14 protein-coding genes and 1 other RNA gene are annotated in these 15,405 nt (G+C 67.0%); 6 read left to right on the top strand and 9 right to left on the bottom strand.

Annotated elements, in window-relative coordinates; genetic code table 11:
- The first annotated feature begins 15 nt into the window (after positions 1-15).
- Positions 16-678, top strand: a complete 663-nt coding sequence (sdaAB, locus tag BS74_RS04445; RefSeq protein WP_038056420.1) for an L-serine ammonia-lyase, iron-sulfur-dependent subunit beta — start codon at positions 16-18, stop codon at positions 676-678.
- A 70-nt stretch (positions 679-748) separates the two neighbouring features.
- Here the strand turns inward: sdaAB and BS74_RS04450 are convergent, their stop codons facing one another.
- Both BS74_RS04450 and lepA read right to left on the bottom strand, forming a co-directional pair.
- Positions 749-1,732, bottom strand: a complete 984-nt coding sequence (locus BS74_RS04450) for a sensor histidine kinase (RefSeq protein WP_038056422.1) — start codon at positions 1,730-1,732, stop codon at positions 749-751.
- Positions 1,722-3,548 (bottom strand): translation elongation factor 4, encoded by a 1,827-nt coding sequence (gene lepA / locus BS74_RS04455; RefSeq protein ID WP_185747690.1) that lies wholly within the window; start codon positions 3,546-3,548, stop codon positions 1,722-1,724. Before lepA ends, BS74_RS04450 begins: the two co-directional genes overlap by 11 nt.
- Before the next feature lie 253 nt (positions 3,549-3,801).
- Between lepA and BS74_RS04460 the strand changes: the two genes are divergently transcribed.
- Genes BS74_RS04460 through BS74_RS04475 form a run of 4 tightly spaced genes read left to right on the top strand, consistent with a single transcriptional unit; the run spans position 3,802 to position 7,604 of the window.
- A complete protein-coding gene (locus tag BS74_RS04460) occupies positions 3,802-4,920 on the top strand; it encodes an acyl-CoA dehydrogenase family protein (RefSeq protein WP_185747691.1) in 1,119 nt (372 codons plus the stop codon).
- Positions 4,905-6,059: a thiolase family protein gene (locus BS74_RS04465; protein ID WP_038056425.1), complete on the top strand. Its 1,155-nt coding sequence runs from the start codon at positions 4,905-4,907 to the stop codon at positions 6,057-6,059. Before BS74_RS04460 ends, BS74_RS04465 begins: the two co-directional genes overlap by 16 nt.
- 8 nt (positions 6,060-6,067) lie before the next feature.
- Positions 6,068-6,799 (top strand): 3-hydroxyacyl-CoA dehydrogenase, encoded by a 732-nt coding sequence (locus BS74_RS04470; protein ID WP_038056427.1) that lies wholly within the window; start codon positions 6,068-6,070, stop codon positions 6,797-6,799.
- Positions 6,771-7,604 carry a CoA transferase gene (locus tag BS74_RS04475; RefSeq protein WP_038056429.1) on the top strand — a complete coding sequence of 278 codons (834 nt, stop codon included), beginning with the start codon at positions 6,771-6,773 and terminating at the stop codon, positions 7,602-7,604. Before BS74_RS04470 ends, BS74_RS04475 begins: the two co-directional genes overlap by 29 nt.
- Here the strand turns inward: BS74_RS04475 and BS74_RS04480 are convergent.
- The 7 genes from BS74_RS04480 to rimP form a co-directional block, all read right to left on the bottom strand.
- Positions 7,601-8,356: a 3-hydroxybutyrate dehydrogenase gene (locus tag BS74_RS04480; protein ID WP_038056431.1), complete on the bottom strand. Its 756-nt coding sequence runs from the start codon at positions 8,354-8,356 to the stop codon at positions 7,601-7,603. The two genes, BS74_RS04475 and BS74_RS04480, sit on opposite strands and share 4 nt — an antisense overlap.
- 154 nt (positions 8,357-8,510) lie before the next feature.
- A complete protein-coding gene (secD, locus tag BS74_RS04485) occupies positions 8,511-10,718 on the bottom strand; it encodes a protein translocase subunit SecD (protein ID WP_038056433.1) in 2,208 nt (735 codons plus the stop codon).
- Positions 10,719-10,826: 108 nt separating this feature from the next.
- On the bottom strand, positions 10,827-11,159 hold the full coding sequence (locus BS74_RS04490) for a hypothetical protein (RefSeq protein WP_038056435.1): 333 nt from the start codon (positions 11,157-11,159) through the stop codon (positions 10,827-10,829).
- A 47-nt stretch (positions 11,160-11,206) separates the two neighbouring features.
- Complete coding sequence (infB, locus tag BS74_RS04495; protein ID WP_038056437.1) at positions 11,207-12,922, bottom strand: translation initiation factor IF-2; 1,716 nt, start codon at positions 12,920-12,922, stop codon at positions 11,207-11,209.
- Positions 12,891-13,169, bottom strand: a complete 279-nt coding sequence (locus BS74_RS11625) for a YlxR family protein (RefSeq protein WP_081914556.1) — start codon at positions 13,167-13,169, stop codon at positions 12,891-12,893. Before BS74_RS11625 ends, infB begins: the two co-directional genes overlap by 32 nt.
- Positions 13,169-14,332: a transcription termination factor NusA gene (gene nusA, locus BS74_RS04500; RefSeq protein WP_038056439.1), complete on the bottom strand. Its 1,164-nt coding sequence runs from the start codon at positions 14,330-14,332 to the stop codon at positions 13,169-13,171. The genes BS74_RS11625 and nusA overlap by 1 nt, the downstream gene beginning before the upstream one ends.
- 12 nt (positions 14,333-14,344) lie before the next feature.
- Positions 14,345-14,770: a ribosome maturation factor RimP gene (gene rimP / locus BS74_RS04505; RefSeq protein WP_038056445.1), complete on the bottom strand. Its 426-nt coding sequence runs from the start codon at positions 14,768-14,770 to the stop codon at positions 14,345-14,347.
- A 159-nt stretch (positions 14,771-14,929) separates the two neighbouring features.
- Between rimP and ssrA the strand changes: the two genes are divergently transcribed.
- Positions 14,930-15,275, top strand: a transfer-messenger RNA (tmRNA) gene (gene ssrA, locus BS74_RS11630).
- Positions 15,276-15,405 lie beyond the last annotated feature (130 nt).

Here is a 15,405-nt window from a genome sequence, read left to right on the forward strand (position 1 = left end):
GGTTATTCTACAGGCATGGGTCTTCTGGACATGATCGGTCCGGTGATGGTGGGGCCCTCCTCCAGCCACACCGCCGGGGCCTGCCGCCTCGCCCTTCTGGCCCGCCACCTTTTGGGGGAGAAGCCCAGACGGGTGGAGTTTGGCCTGCACGGTTCCTTTGCCAAGACGGGAAAGGGCCACGGCACCCACTTGGCCCTGGCGGCAGGGGTCCTGGGCCTGAAGCCCGACGACGAAAGGCTTAAGGAAAGCCTGGCCCTGGCGGAGAAGGAGGGCCTCGAGGTGGTCTTTAGGGAGGTGGAACTGGGGGACGTGCACCCCAACACCGTGCGCATGGTTCTGGAGGGGGAGAAGGAGCGCCTCACCGTTACGGGGAGCTCCCTGGGAGGGGGGTTGGTGCGCATCTTTGACCTGGAGGGCTTTGAGGTGCGCATCACCGGGGCAGCCCCCACCCTGGTCATCCGCAACGTGGACACCCCGGGGGTGGTGGCCCGGGTGGCCCGGATCCTGGCCGATGACGACGTGAACATTGCCTACCTCACGGTAAGCCGCAAGAAGCGGGGTGGGGAGGCCATGATGAGCCTGGAGGTGGACCGCCCCCTTTCCGAGGTTCCCCTGAGGTACCTGGAGTACCTCTCCTACATCCTCTGGGTGCGGCAGATTCCCCCGGTTATGGACTAACTGCCCCCTCGTGGCTTGCGCCCCCACGGGGGCCTAGAAGGACCTTGGGCATCGCCCTTCTTCCCGGCCCTTAAAGCTCCTTGGCGGAGGGAAGCTCCAGGCGCAAACACCCTCCCCCCAAGGGGCTTTTGCAGGCCAGAAGCCTCCCCCCGTGGGCCTCGGCCACCCGCTTGGCGGTGTAGAGGCCTAGCCCAGCGCTTCCCCGGTTCCCAGGGCCCTGGCGGAAGGGCTGGGCCAGGGCCTCGAGGGGAAGGGGAAGCCCCTCCCCGTCGTCCTCCACCTGCATGGCCCCCTCCTCCACCCGGATGCGCACCTGGGTCCTGGCGTGCCGGAGGGCGTTATCCAGAAGGTTGGCCAGGGCTCTTTCCAAAAGGAGCCGCTCCCCCCGGGCCAGGCCTGCCCCCTCCACCCTCAGGCCAAGCCCCCGCCTTTCCGCCTCCTCCCGGTAGCGCAGGAGGAGGTCCTCGGCCAGGGCCCTTAGGTTTAGGGTCTCCCGCTGGGGGGTGTGGGCCTCGAGGCGGGCAAGGGCCAGGAGGTTTTCCACCAGGAGGTGGGCCTGGGAAAGCTCCCGCCTTAGGGCCATAAGGAGCTCCACCCGCCTTTCCCGCCCCAGGTGGTCGGCCCTTTCCAGGTACTCCAGGGCCCGGATGGCGGAGAGGAGGGGGGTCTTAAGGTCGTGGGCCAGGGCGCCGTAGAAGGCTTCCCTGGCCTCCATGAGGCGTTGCAGGCGTTGCAGGAGCTCCCCGAAGCGGGCGCGGAGAAGGGCGATCTCCTGGGGCGGGGGCTCCTTGGGGGCAGGCAACCTGAGCTCGTTCACCGGCCCCTCCTTCAGGGAGAGGTAGGCCAGGGCACGGGCCAGCTCCTCCAAGGGCCTGAGGAGGCTTTGGGCCAGGAAATACCCCACGGCTGCGGAAACCAGGGCGATGAGGAGAAGCCAGAGCACCAAGGGTAGCCATGGGCCTTCCCCCACGAGGCCCAGGGTGAGGGCCAGGACCAGGTTGGGCAGAAAGGCCAGAAGGGCGATGACCAGGGCCAGCCTTGCCCTAAGACTCATCCCGTCCCGCCGAGAGCACCGCCAAGAAGGCCTCCTGGGGCACCTCCACCTTGCCGATGGCCTTGAGCCGCTTCTTCCCTTCCTTTTGCTTTTCCAGGAGCTTCTTCTTCCGGGTCACGTCCCCACCGTAGCATTTGGCCAGCACATCCTTCCGCAGGGCCTTCACCGTGGCCCGGGCGATGATCTTGCCCCCGATGGCCGCCTGGATGGGCACCTCAAAGAGCTGCCGGGGGATGACCTCCGCCAGCTTGTCCACCATGGCCCGGGCCATGGTGTAGGCCTTCTCCCGGTGGGCGATGAAGGTGAGGGCGTCCACGGGCTCCCCGTGCACCAGGATGTTCACCTTCATCAGGTCCCCGGGCTGGTAGCCGATCTGCTCGTAATCCATGGAAGCATACCCCCGGGAGAGGCTCTTCAGGCGATCGTGGAAGTCGTAGAGGATCTCGGCAAAGGGCACCTCGTAGACCAGTTCCACCCGCTTGGTTTCCCCGGGAAGGTAGGTCATGTTCACCAAGCGACCCCGCTTTTCCTGAACGAGTTGCATGATGGCCCCCACGTACTCCTCGGGGGTGAAGACGGTGAGCTTGACGTAGGGCTCGAGGATCTCCTCAATCCTGGTGGGGTCGGGGAGGTCGGCGGGGTTGAGGACCTCCATCTCCTCCCCGTTCTTCAGGCGGACCTTGTAGACCACGCTGGGGGCGGTGGCGATGAGCTCCAGGCCAAACTCCCGCTCCAGGCGCTCCTGCACAATCTCCGCATGGAGAAGCCCCAGGAAGCCGCAGCGGAAGCCGAAGCCGAGGGCGGTGGAGGTCTCCGGCTCAAAGGTAAGGGCGGCGTCGTTGAGCTTGAGCTTTTCCAGGGCGTCCCGGAGCTTGCCGTAGTCCCCGGAGTCCACGGGGTAGAGCCCGGCGAAGACCACGGGCTTGGCGGGGCGGAAGCCGGGGTAGGGGGCGTCCGTGGGCCTATGGGCGTGGGTGATGGTATCCCCCACCTGGACGTCGTGGATGTCCCGGATGGCGGCCACCAGCCAACCCACCTCCCCCGCGGTGAGCTCCTCCACGGGGATGAGCCCTTGGGGGGTGAAGATCCCCACCTTATCCACGGTGAACTCCTTGCCGGTGGAGTAGATGCGGATCCGGTCCCCCGGGCGCACCCTTCCTTCGAAGAGGCGGAGGTAAGGGATCACCCCTTGGTAGGCGTCGTAAAGGGAATCAAAGATGAGGGCCTTTAGGGGGGCCTCGGGGTCGCCCTTGGGGGGCGGGATGCGCTTTACGATGGCCTCCAGGACCTCCTCCACGCCTTCCCCCGTCTTCCCCGAGGCGAAGATGGCCTCGTCGGCGGGCAGGCCCAAGACCTCCTCCACCTCGAGGGCCACCTCCAGGGGCCTGGCGTTGGGCAGGTCGATTTTGTTGATCACGGGGATCATCACGTGGCCGTGCTCCAGGGCCATGTAGAACTTGGCCAGGGTTTCCGCCTCCACCCCTTGGCTGGCGTCCACCACCAAAAGAACCCCCTCCACCGCCGCCAAGGCCCGGGAGACCTCGTAGGTGAAGTCCACGTGGCCGGGGGTGTCGATGAGGTTGAAGATATAGGTTTCCCCGTCCTTGGCCCGGTACTCCACCCGTACGGCGCTGGCCTTGATGGTGATGCCCCGCTCCCGTTCCAGCTCCAGGGAGTCTAAAAACTGCTCCCGCATCTCCCGTTCGCTCACCGCATGGGTGAGCTGCAGGATGCGGTCGGCCAGGGTGGACTTCCCGTGGTCCACGTGGGCGATGATGGAGAAGTTGCGGATGCGCCTGCCATCCATCCTTCTCATCGTCCAGGGTGGAGGGGGCAAAGTCAAGCTGGCTTCCCGGTGGCTTGGTCCCGGACGTGGGGCGCCTGGCCGCGGTCCTGCACCTGGGCCTAAGGGACGGGGCCTCCTTGGAGGCGCGGGGCCTTTCGGTTTCCGTGGGGGTCAGCCCGGCGGAGGGGTGGCCCTCGAGGCGGCCGATGGGCTCATGTAAGGAAGGGGGGATGGGCCCTTGCCCCAGGGTTTTGCACCGGGTAAGCTTTGTTCGGGGGTTCCCTTGGACCTGGAAAAACCCATCCGGGAGCTGGCGCGGCGCTTTGCCCGGGAGCGGATCCTTCCCGAGGCCCGAAGGCTAGACCAGGAGGCCCGCTTTCCCTGGCCGCTTTTCCGCGAGGCGGCGGGGCTGGGCTTTCCCGTGCTGCTGGTCCCGGAGGAGCTGGGCGGGGCTGGGCTTGGGCCCAGGGCCTTGGTCCTGGTGGCGGAGGAGCTGGCCTATGCCTGCACCGGGGTGGCGGCGGCCTTGCTCCTCAACAACCTGGTGGCGGACGCCCTTCTCCTCTCGGGAAGCCCTTACGCCCGAGGTTTTCTGCCCCGGCTTAGGGAGGAGGTGGCCTCCTACGCCCTCACCGAGCCCCATGCGGGCTCGGATGTGGCCGCCCTCCGCACCCGGGCGGAGAAGGTGGCGGGGGGCTACCGCCTCCATGGGCGCAAAACCTGGATCAGCCACGCCCCAGAGGCCTCCTTTTTCGTGGTCTTCGCCAAGGTGGCGGAGGGGAGGGAGGGGATCGCCGCCTTCCTGGTGGAGCGGGGGGAGGGGGTGGAGGTGGGGCCTCCTTTGCCCAAGCTGGGACAGAAGGCCTCCCCCGCGGCGGAGGTGTGGCTGGATGGCGTCTGGGTGCCCGAGGAAGGGCTGATCGCCTGGGAGGGGTTTGCCCTGGCCATGCGGGTCTTCAACCGCTCCCGGCCCATGGTGGCCGCCTTGGCGGTGGGGCTTTTGCAGAGGGCTTTGGACGAGGCCCTGGCCTACGCCGCCATGCGGGAAGCCTTCGGCAAGCCCCTTTGGGAGCATGAGGGGGTGGGGTTCAAGCTGGCGGAGATCCACATGGACCTGGAGGCCGCCCGCCTCCTCACCCTAAGGGCCGCCGAGGGGGCGGAGCGGGGGGAGGAGAACGCCTTGGAAGCGGCCACGGCCAAGGCCTTTGCCGCGGACCATGCGGTGCGGGGGGTCTCGGAGGCCCTGCAGGTCTTCGGCGGCAACGGCTACAGCGAGGAGTACCCACTGGCCAAGCTCTACCGCGACGCCAAGGTGCTCCAGATCTACGAGGGGACCTCCGAGATCCAAAGGCTTATCGTCCTGCGGGAGCTGGTAAGGAGGAGGGTATGGGAGAGCCGGTGATCCTCGAGGCGGTGCGCACCCCCATCGGCAAGCGCAACGGGGCCCTTAGGGCGTGGCGGCCCGACGCCCTTTACGCCCAGGTCTTGGACGCCCTCCTGGAGCGGACGGGCATAGACCCCCACCTCATCGGGGACGTGGTCACGGGGTGCGTGACCCAGGTGGGGGAGCAGGGGGCCAACGTGGGCAGGCTGGCCGTCCTCCTCTCCCGGCTCCCCAAGGAGGTGCCCGCGGTGACCCTGAACCGCATGTGCGGCTCCTCCCAGCAGGCGGTCCACTTCGCCGCCCAGGCCATCGCCGCCCATGACCTGGACTTCGCCATTGCCGGCGGGGTGGAGAGCATGACCCGGGTCCCCATGTTCTCCGACATCGGGGGCGGCTTCCACACCTTAAACCCCGCCCTCTTCCAGAAGCATGAGCTCGTCCACCAGGGGGAGAGCGCTGAGCGCATCGCCGAGCGCTACGGGCTTTGCCGGGAGGAGCTGGACGAGTGGGGGTATCTTTCCCACAAACGGGCGGCCCGGGCCATCCAGGAAGGCCGCTTCCGGACCCAGATCCTCCCCCTGGAGGGGGTGGATGGGGAGGGGAGGCCCTTCCTCCTGGACCGGGACGAGGGGGTTCGCCCCGACGTGGACTACGGGAGGATGCTGGCCCTAAAGCCCGTTTTCCGGGAGGACGGGGTGGTGACCGCGGGCAACTCCAGCCAGATCTCCGACGGGGCGGCGGCCCTCCTTTTGGGGGATCGGGAGAAGGCCTTGGCCCTGGGCCTCCGCCCCCGGGCCCGGTTCCGCGCCCGGGTGGTGGTGGCGGGGGACCCCACCCTGCAGCTTCTGGAGGTGATCCCCGCCACCCAAAAGGCCCTGGAACGGGCCGGGCTTTCCCTCAAGGACATGGACGTCATTGAGATCAATGAGGCCTTTGCCAGCGTGGTCCTGGCCTTCCTGCGGGAGTTTAACCCCGACCCGGAGAGGGTAAACCCCAACGGCGGGGCCATCGCCCACGGCCACCCCCTGGGGGCCACGGGAGCGGTGCTCATGACCAAGCTCCTCCACGAGCTGGAGCGCACCGGGGGGGAGTTTGGCCTGCAGGTGATGTGCATCGGCCACGGCCAGGCCACGGCCACCATCCTTCAGAGGATCTAGGAGGAAGTATGGAACGGAGCGCCTTGGTGACGGGAGGGGCCTCGGGGCTGGGGCGGGCCGCGGCCCTGGCCCTGAGGGATAGGGGCTACCGGGTGGTGGTCTTGGACCTCCGGCGGGGGGAGGATACGGGCCTCCAGTACCTGGAAGGGGATGTGACCCGGGAGGAGGAGGCCAGGCGGGCGGTGGAGTTCGCCGCCCTTCAGGCGCCCCTTTTCGCCGTGGTAAACGCGGCGGGCATCGGTTTGGCCCGCAAGGTCCTGGGCCGGGACGGCCCCCACGACCTGGAGAGCTTCCGCAGGGTGGTGGAGGTGAACCTGGTGGGCACCTTCAACGTCTTGCGCCTGGCGGCCTGGGCCATGCGGGAAAACCCGCCCGACCTCGAGGGCCAGCGGGGGGTCATCGTGAACACCGCCAGCGTGGCCGCCTTTGAGGGCCAGGTGGGCCAGGCGGCCTACGCCGCCAGCAAGGGGGGCGTGGTGGGCCTCACCCTTCCCGCCGCCCGGGAGCTGGCGGAGTGGGGGATCCGGGTGGTGACCGTGGCCCCGGGCCTCTTCGATACCCCCCTCCTTCAGGGCCTTCCGGAAAAGGCCAAGGCCTCTTTGGCGGAACAGGTGCCCTTTCCCAGGCGCCTAGGCAGGCCGGAGGAGTACGCCCTTTTGGTCCTGCACATCCTGGAAAACCCCATGCTCAACGGGGAGGTGATCCGCCTGGATGGCGCCTTGCGCATGGCCCCCCGGTAAGGTTCTGGACCTGACCCGGCTTCTTCCCGGGCCCTTGGCGGGGAAGCTGCTTGGGGATTTGGGTCTTCCCGTGGTCAAGGTGGAGCCTCCGCAAGGGGATCCCCTAAAGGACTGGGCCCCGGAGGTCTACCGCTTTTTGAACGGGGAAAAGGAGGTCCTGACCCTTGACCTGAAGAGGGGGGAGGATCGGGAGAGGTTCCTGGCCCTGGTGAGGGAGGCCGCCGTTCTCCTCGAGGCCAACCGCCCTGGGGTCATGGAGCGCTTGGGCCTCGGACCCGAGGTGCTCTTGGAGGTCAACCCCCGGCTGGTCTACGCCCGCCTGAGGGGCTATCCCCATGGCGCCGATCCCGGCCACGACCTCACGTACCTGGCCGAGGCCGGACTACTTGGACGTTTTCCCTGGAGATCCTTCCTGTTCGCCGACCTGGCCGGGGCCTATGCCCTGGCCCTGGCGGTCTTCAAGGGCCTTCTCCTGGGGGGCGGGGTTTATGAGGTGGCCCTCTCCGAGGCGGTGAAGGCCGTGGCCTATCCCCCGATTCCCTTTCTGGATGGCTCGGTGCTTTGCTATGGGGTTTACCCTGCCCGGCGGGGACAGGTGGCTTTGGCGGCCTTGGAGCCCCATTTTTGGGCCCGGTTTTGCGAGGAGGCGGGCCTACCAGAGCTATTTCCCGCGGCCTTCAGTCCCGCCAGGCCCGGCCTTTTGCCTTATGAGCGGCTACGGGCCTTCTTTCAAGGAAGGACCGCCCAAGAGTGGGAGGCCTGGGCCAAGGAGAAAGGGGTGCCCCTTCGGGCCGTGCGGGGCTAGCGGGCGGTCCAGCCCAGGTCGATGGGGAAGACCGCCCCGGTGATGGCCCCTGCCTTCTCCGAGGCCAGGAAGAGGGCGAGCTCTGCCACCTCCTCGGGCTCGATGAGCCGCTTCACCGCCGCCTGGGCCAGGAAGACCTTCTCCACCACCTCCGCTTCCGAAATCCCCAGGGTGCGGGCCTGGTCGGCGATCTGGTTCTCCACCAAGGGGGTGCGCACGTAGGCGGGGGCGATGGCGTTCACGGTGACGCCGAAGGGGCCCGCTTCCAGGGCCACCGTGCGGGTGAGGCCGATCAGGCCGTGCTTGGCGGAGATGTAGGCGCTCTTGTAGGGGCTTGCCACCAGGCCGTGGACGCTGGCGATGTTGAGGATCCGCCCCCATCCCTTCTTTTTCATCCCCGGCAGCAGGGCCCGGATGAGCTGGAAGGGGGCGGTGAGCATCACCTGGAGCATCCGCTGCCAGGTCTCCAAGGGGAAGTCCTCCACGGGGTCAATGTGCTGGAAGCCGGCGTTGTTCACCAGGATGTCCACCCCGTGCTGGGCCGCCTGTCTTCCCAGTTCCTCCACGGTCTTGGGGTCGGCCAGGTCCGCCTGCAGGAACTCCCCTCCTATCTCCTCGGCCAGGGTGGAGGCGTCCTTCAGGTCGTGGACCAGCACCTTCGCCCCTTCTCGGGCGAAGGCCCGGGCTAGGGCCAGGCCAATGCCGCTTCCGGCCCCGGTGATCAGTACGGTTTTGGAACCGCTGGGGCTCAGGGGTACCTCTAAGGCATTCTATAGCCGGGAGGCTGATGCCTTGGACGAGGAGGCCCAGGAGGGTCTTCTCCTGCCAGGGCCTTGCGGGAGCTGGGTTGGGAAGGTTAAACCCCCAGGGGTCGCATCCCCTGGGGGTGGGTTCTTCCGCTTCCGCCTAGGCCGCCTTCTTGGCCCGCGCTTGGCGCAGTTCCTTCCAGAACACCACCAGGGCGCTCACCACGTAGATGGAGCTGTAGGTGCCCACGAAGATGCCCACGAAGATGGCTAAGGAGAAGTCCCTCAGGACGCTCCCTCCCAGGAAGAGGAGGGCGAGGATGGGCAGGAGGGTGGTGAGGCTGGTCATCACCGTGCGGGAGAGGGTTTGGTTGATGGAGCGGTTGACCATCTCCCGGTAGGGGACGCCCCGCAGGAGCTTTTGGTTTTCCCGGATGCGGTCGGAGACCACGATGGAGTCGTTGATGGAGTAGCCCACGATGGTGAGCAGGGCGGCGATGGTGGGGATGGAGAACTCCAGGCCCAAGAGGCTGTACATCCCCGCCACGATGGCCACGTCGTGGGCCACCGCCAGCACGCTGGCCACCCCGAAGGTCCAGTCAAAGCGGAAGGCCACGTAGATGAGGATGAGGCCGAGTCCCACCAGGACCGCCATCACCGCGTTTCGCCTGAGCTCCGAGCCGATGGCAGGCCCCACGGTCTCTGACGTGAGCACCGTGGCCTTCAGCTCCGAGGTCAAAAGCCTCTCCAGTTCCAGCCGCTTGGCGTCGCTAAGGGGGGGGAGCTTCAGGGAGAACTCGCGGAAGTCGGCGGTGGGGGCCTGCACCTGGGTGATCACCGCCTCCTTCGCGGGGAAGCCCTTCGCTTCTAGGAAGCGCCTTAGGGTATCCACCCCCACCTCGGGGCCCGTGCGCAGGGTATACGCGGTGCCCCCGGTGAAGTCGATGGAGTAGTTGAACCCCTTTGTGAAAACCACCCCTGCCGCCAGCACCGCCAGGAGGAGCGTGGCTACCGTGATGAAGCGGGCGGGGCCCATGAAGTTGAACCGGGGGTCCACCAGCCACATGGGAGGCCGGACCTCCCCCCGGTCGGCCAGGCGCTCCAGGAGGTAGCGGCTGAAGACCAGGTTGGAGAAGACGCTGGCCACCACGCCGATGGCCAGGATCACCGCGAAGCCCCGCACCGGCCCGGTGGCGTACTGGTACAGGGCCGCCGCCGCCAGGAGGTGGGCGATGTTCACGTCCAGGATGGTGAGGGTGGAGTGCTTGAAGCCCTCGGGGATGGCCTGGCGGAACCTTTTCCCGGCCCTGAGCTCCTCCTTGATGCGCTCAAAGGAGAGCACGTTCCCGTCCACCGCAGCCCCCAGGGTGAGCACGAGGCCGGCGATGCCCGGAAGGGTCAGGGTGGCCCCAAGGCCGGCAAGGAGGCCCAGGATGAGCACCGAGGTGTAGATGAGGCCCAAGGAGGCCACCAGGCCGAGGCTTGGGCCGTAGTAGGCGAAGATGAGGAGGAAGATGGCCAGGGTGCCGATCAAGGCCGAACGGATGCCGGCTTGGATGGCGTCCTGGCCCAGGGTGGGCCCGATGGCCCGGATCTCCGCCACCTCCAAGGAGACGGGCAAGGCCCCGGAGCGCAGCACCAGGGCGATCTCGCTGGCCTCCTCGAGGCCCGAAAGCCCCTCGATCACCGCCTGGCCGCCGGTGATGGCCTGGCGGATCACGGGGGCGGTGTAGACCTTGCCGTCCAGGACAATGGCCAGCTGCTTGCCCACGTTGGCCCGGGTGACCTCCTCAAACTTCTTGGCGCCTTCCGGGGTGAAGGTGAGGGAGACCTGGGGGCGGCCGAACTGGTCAAAGACCGCCCGGGCGTCGGCCAGATCCGCGCCCGTGAGGAGGGCTGGGCCCAGGTCCTCGGGCTTGATGAGGTCCTTTTCCAGATCCTCCCGCTTCAGGCGGGGGTTTTCCCGGAGGGCCTGGTTGATCTGGGCCACGGTGGTGCCCGTGGCCCCCTCCTTGAGGATGCGGAACTCCAAGACCGCCCGCTGGCCGATGAGCTTGAGGGCCCGGTCCTGGTCGGCCTGGGAGAGGCCCGGCAGCTCCACCACGATGCGCTTTTGCCCCTGGATCTGGATCAGGGGTTCCGCCACCCCCAGGGCGTTGATGCGGTTTTCCAGCACGGTGCGGGCTTTTTCCAGGTCGTCGGGGGTGGGGTTTTCCACGGCGGCCTCGAGGACGATGCGCAGACCCCCTTTAAGGTCCAGGCCCAGCTTCACCTTGGGCTCCCCTGGGGCCCAGGGCTTCCAGACCATGAGGAGGGCCAGCAAGAAAAGGCCGAGGAGAAGCAGTCCGTTGAGCAGCTTGCGGTTCATACGCTTTCCCTTTGGGCACGCATGTGCCCGATTAGCTATCCAAAGCGCCTAGGGCCGTATATGCCAACTTGGGGTGCGCCGGATGTGGACCGGCAGAGGACCCAGCCCCTAGCCTCCATCCATCTGGAGGCGGCCATAGAGAAGGTAGAGGTGGGAGGGGGAAAAGGCCCTGGGTACGGGGGGTTGGGCCTCCCGGTTCTGGGGTTTGAGGGGGAGATGGGGGGGGCGGGTGGGGACCTGAGCCAAGGGGATGGCCCCGCTCCCCTGCCGCTCCTCCTTCAGAACCCAGGCGGGTTCCTTGGCATGGAGCCCGGCTTCCCCCTTTACCCTCCCCGGGGGGATTGGGGCCGGACCCTGGAGGGCAAGGGCCAGGAGGGCCAGGACAAGGCCCCACCTCCCCCGGATACCCCCCAGATACCCCAAGGAGGGGCTAAGGGCCATGGGGCACCTCCTGGGGTAAGGCCACAAGACCCACCGCAGAGAACCCCCTACGCCGGCACCTCCACCACCTGGAACACCTCGATGACATCTCCTTCCTGGAAGCTGTCAAACCCCTCCAGGCCGATGCCGCACTCGTAACCCTGGGCCACCTCCCGCACGTCCTCCTTGAAGCGCTTGAGGCTGGCCATCTTGCCCTTCCAGATCTCCTCGCCCCGGCGCAAAACCCTTACCTCGGCGCCCCGCACCACCTTGCCCTGGGTGACCATGCATCCCGCCACCTGTTTGCCCCCGGGCAGGCGGAAGATGGCCCGAACCTCGGCCCGGCCCAGAACCTCCTCCTTGAATACGGGCTCCTTCTGCCCCTTGACCATGGCCCGCACCTCGTCGATGAGGTCGTAGATGATGCGGAAGGTCTTGAGGAGCACCCCCTTCTGCTCCGCTGCCTTTTTCACCGAGCCCGGGGGGTTCACCCCGAAGGCCAGGATGGCGGCGCCCGCCGTCTGCGCCAGGAGGACATCGGACTCGGTAGGGGCCCCCACCTGGGCCAGGAGGACGTTGATCTTCACCTCCTCGGTGCTTTCCTTGGCCAGGATGTGCTGGATGGCCTCCAGGGAGCCCTGGGTATCCGCCCGCAGGATCAGGTTCACCTCCTTCTTCCCCTCCTCCTGGAGGGCGCGCAGGAGGTCCGCCATGGTCTTGGGGCGGCGCTCCCGCTCCGCTTCCTCCCGGGCCCTTCGCTCCTCCTTGCGCTCCTCAGTGATCTCTTTGGCCGCCTCGAGGTCCGGCACCCACTCCACCACATCCCCCGCATGGGGAAGCTCCTGGAAGCCCAAAACCTGCACGGCGCTCCCCGGGCCCGCCTCCTTGCGCTGGTTGCCGTCGGCGTCCATCATGGCCCGGATGCGGCCGTACACTTCGCCGGCCACCACGTAATCCCCCACCCGGAAGGTGCCCTCCTGGACCAGCATGTTGGCGATGATCCCCGCCTGCTTGTCCAGCCGGGACTCGAGGATAACCCCCCTGGGTTCGGCGTTCGGGTCGGCCCGGTAGTCCTCCAGCTCGGCGATGAGGAGGATCATCTCCAAGAGGTCCTGGACCCCCTGGCCGGTCTTGGCGCTGATGGGCACCACGATGGCCTCCCCGCCGTACTCCTCGGGCACGAAACCCCGCTCCATCAGCTGCCGCTTGACCCGGTCGGGGTTGGCCTGGGGCAGGTCCATCTTGTTCAGGGCGAAGATGATCCTGGCCCCGGCGGCCTTGGCGTGGGCGATGGCCTCGTCCGTCTGGGGCATGATCCCGTCGTCGGCGGCGATGACGATGACGGCGATGTCCGCCACCTTGGCCCCCCGCTGCCGGATGGTGGTGAAGGCCTCGTGCCCCGGGGTGTCGATGAAGACCACGGTGCCCTGGGGGGTTTTCACCTCAAAGGCGCCCACGTGCTGGGTGATCCCCCCGGCTTCCTTTTCGGCCATGCGGCTTTTTCGCAAATAGTCCAGCAGGGTGGTCTTCCCGTGGTCCACGTGGCCCATGATGACCACCACGGGAGGCCTTCTGGGGAGGGCTTTCCTGCGCTTTTCCTCCTCCAGTTTTTCCTGCAGGCCCCGTTGCTCCTTGACCAGCTCCCGCACCGCCTCCGCATCCTCCTCGGAAAGGGTGGAGGCGTGGGACTTGTAGGGAACCCCCATCTGGTCCAGGAGTTCCAGAAGCTCCTCGTTGGTCATGCCCAGCTCTTTAGCCAGCTGGTAGATGCGTATTTTGGCCATCCGTACCTCCTAAAAGGGCGATGAGCGCTTCCGATAAGGCCTTCGCCCGGCCCCCGGCAAAGCGCCTGAGTTTCTTTTCCGTCCAGCACTCGGGGTTGTCGGGGCAGACATAGGCCCCCCTGCCCGGCAGCTTCCCCGTGGGATCCAGGCGAAACCCCTCCGGCATGATTAGGATCCGCAAAAGCTCCCCCTTGGGCCGCCTCCTGCGGCAGGCCACGCACATGCGGATGGGGAGGTGTTGCGCCATTACTCGGAAAGATTGCGGAAGAGTTTCTCAAACTCCTCCTTGGCCCGGCTGGTGGTTTCGGCTTCCTCCTGGGCGGCCTTGCGGATGGCCTCGTCCAGGTCGGAGATCTCCGCCTCCTCAAAGTGGATCTCGTACCCCGTGAGCTTGGAGGCCAGGCGGACGTTCTGCCCCCCGGTGCCGATGGCCAGGGAGTGCTGGTCCTTGGTCACCTTGACCCGGGCCTTCTGCCCCTCCGGCTCCAGCTCAATGGAGCCCACCTGGGCGGGGGAGAGGGCGTTCCTTATGAACTCCTTGGGGTCCTTGGCCCAGAGGATGATGTCCACCTTTTCCCGGCCCAGCTCGGCGGAAACCGCCTGGATGCGTTGCCCCTTGTGGCCGATGCAGGCCCCGATGGGGTCCACGTTGGGGTTGTGGGTCATCACCGCCACCTTGCTGCGGCGGCCGGGTTCGCGGGCGATGGCCTTGATCTCCACGATGCCCTCGGCGATCTCGGGGACCTCCTGCTTCAAGAGGTGTTCCAGCAGCTTCTCATGGGCCCGGCTCACGATCAGGGAGGGGCCTTTGGCGGAGCGGTCCACCTTTTTCAGGTACACCTTGAGGCGCTGGCCGGGGTAGTAGCGCTCGGTGGGGATCTGCTCGCTCTTGGGGAGGTAGGCCTCTCCCCGGCCCAGCTCCACGAAGACGTTGCCCCGGTTGTCCACCCGGGCCACCACCCCCGTGAGGACCTGGCCCTCCTTGTCCTTGTACTCGTTGTAGATGCGGTTGCGCTCGGACTCCTTGAGGCGCTGGGTGAGGATCTGCCGCAGGTCCTGGATGGCCATGCGGGAGAGGCCCTCGGGGTCGATGGGGAACTCCATCTCGTCCCCCACCTGGACCTCGGGGTCGTACTGGAGGGCCTCGGAGAGGGCGATCTCCTTATCGGGGTCCTCCACCTTCTCCACCACGCGGCGGACCTCCACCATCTCGATGCGCCCGGTCTGGGGATCGATGTACACGTCCACCTCCGGGCCCTTGCCCGCCTCGATCTCCTCCTTGCGGTAACCCTTCTGCCGCTTGATGTAGGCCTTGCGCAAGGCTTCCTTGAAGGCCTCGAGGACCTCCTCGGTGGTAACCCCCCGCTCCAAGGCCAGATGCTGCATGGCGTCTATGAATTCCCGGTTCATGCTTCCCCCTTTTTATCTTGGCTCCTCGGGCCACTCGGCGAGGTTGGCGCGGAAGGTGCCGATCCTCAGGCGCTTTTCCTCCTGGCCTACCTGGAAGACCACCTCGTCCCCTTCCACCCGCAGGATCCGCCCCGTGAAGCCCTCGGGCCCCGGCACCTTGGCCTTGAGGCCTTGGAAGCGCTCAAAGTGCCGGCGGGTGAAAAGGGGGCGCTTGGGGCCGGGGGACTCCACCAAAAGGCGGTAGCTTCCCGGGATGGGGTCTTCCCGGTCCAAGACGGCCTCGATGGCCCGGCTGGCCTGTTCCAGGTCGGCCACGCGGATGGGCCTCTCGTCCTTCCGCTCCAGGCGGACCAGGACCTCCCCGGGGGCTTCCCTCACCTCCAGGACCTCGAGGCCCAAGGGCTCTACCGCTTCCTCCACCAACCGCCAAAGGTCCACAGGCACCTCCCCAACCTCCCTTCACAAAGGAAGGGTGGGCTTACACCCACCCCCCTCCCTTGGGAGCACTGCGCCTAGTTTACACCCAAAACCCCCTTGACTACAACCCCTTTAGCCTGGTACACTCAAGCTTGCCGGTCCGATCCCGGTCAGGTACATGGGGGTGAACGGTCTCGACGGGGGTCGCCGAGGGCAGGTGGCGTGCCGAGGTGCGGGTGGCCTCGTAAAAACCCGCAAACGAATAAAGGCCAACAAGCCTGCTTACGCGCTCGCGGCTTAGACCCGCGACCCCGCCCGGAAGCCCTGCCGGGGGCTCACGGTAGCGGGGACACAAACCCGGCTAGCCTTGGCTAGGCCCCGTAACCCAAGGCGAAAGTAAGCGGGGCTCGCTCCTGGCCGCCTGTCCGTGGGCTAAGCCAGGAGGACACCCAAAACACGGACTACGCACGTAGAAGCCTGCCGTAGGGACTTTCGGACGGGGGTTCAACTCCCCCCACCTCCACCAAAGGGCATAGGGGCCTGCAAAGGCCCCTATTTGCTTTTGTCCCCATGGGGCAGGGTGGCTGGATGCCTGAAGGGATGGGGGTTAAGGAGGCCCAGGGGGGCCAGAAGGGCGCCCTAAGGGTAGCCCACTT

Source organism: Thermus amyloliquefaciens (genome assembly GCF_000744885.1).
Classification (GTDB): domain Bacteria; phylum Deinococcota; class Deinococci; order Deinococcales; family Thermaceae; genus Thermus; species Thermus amyloliquefaciens.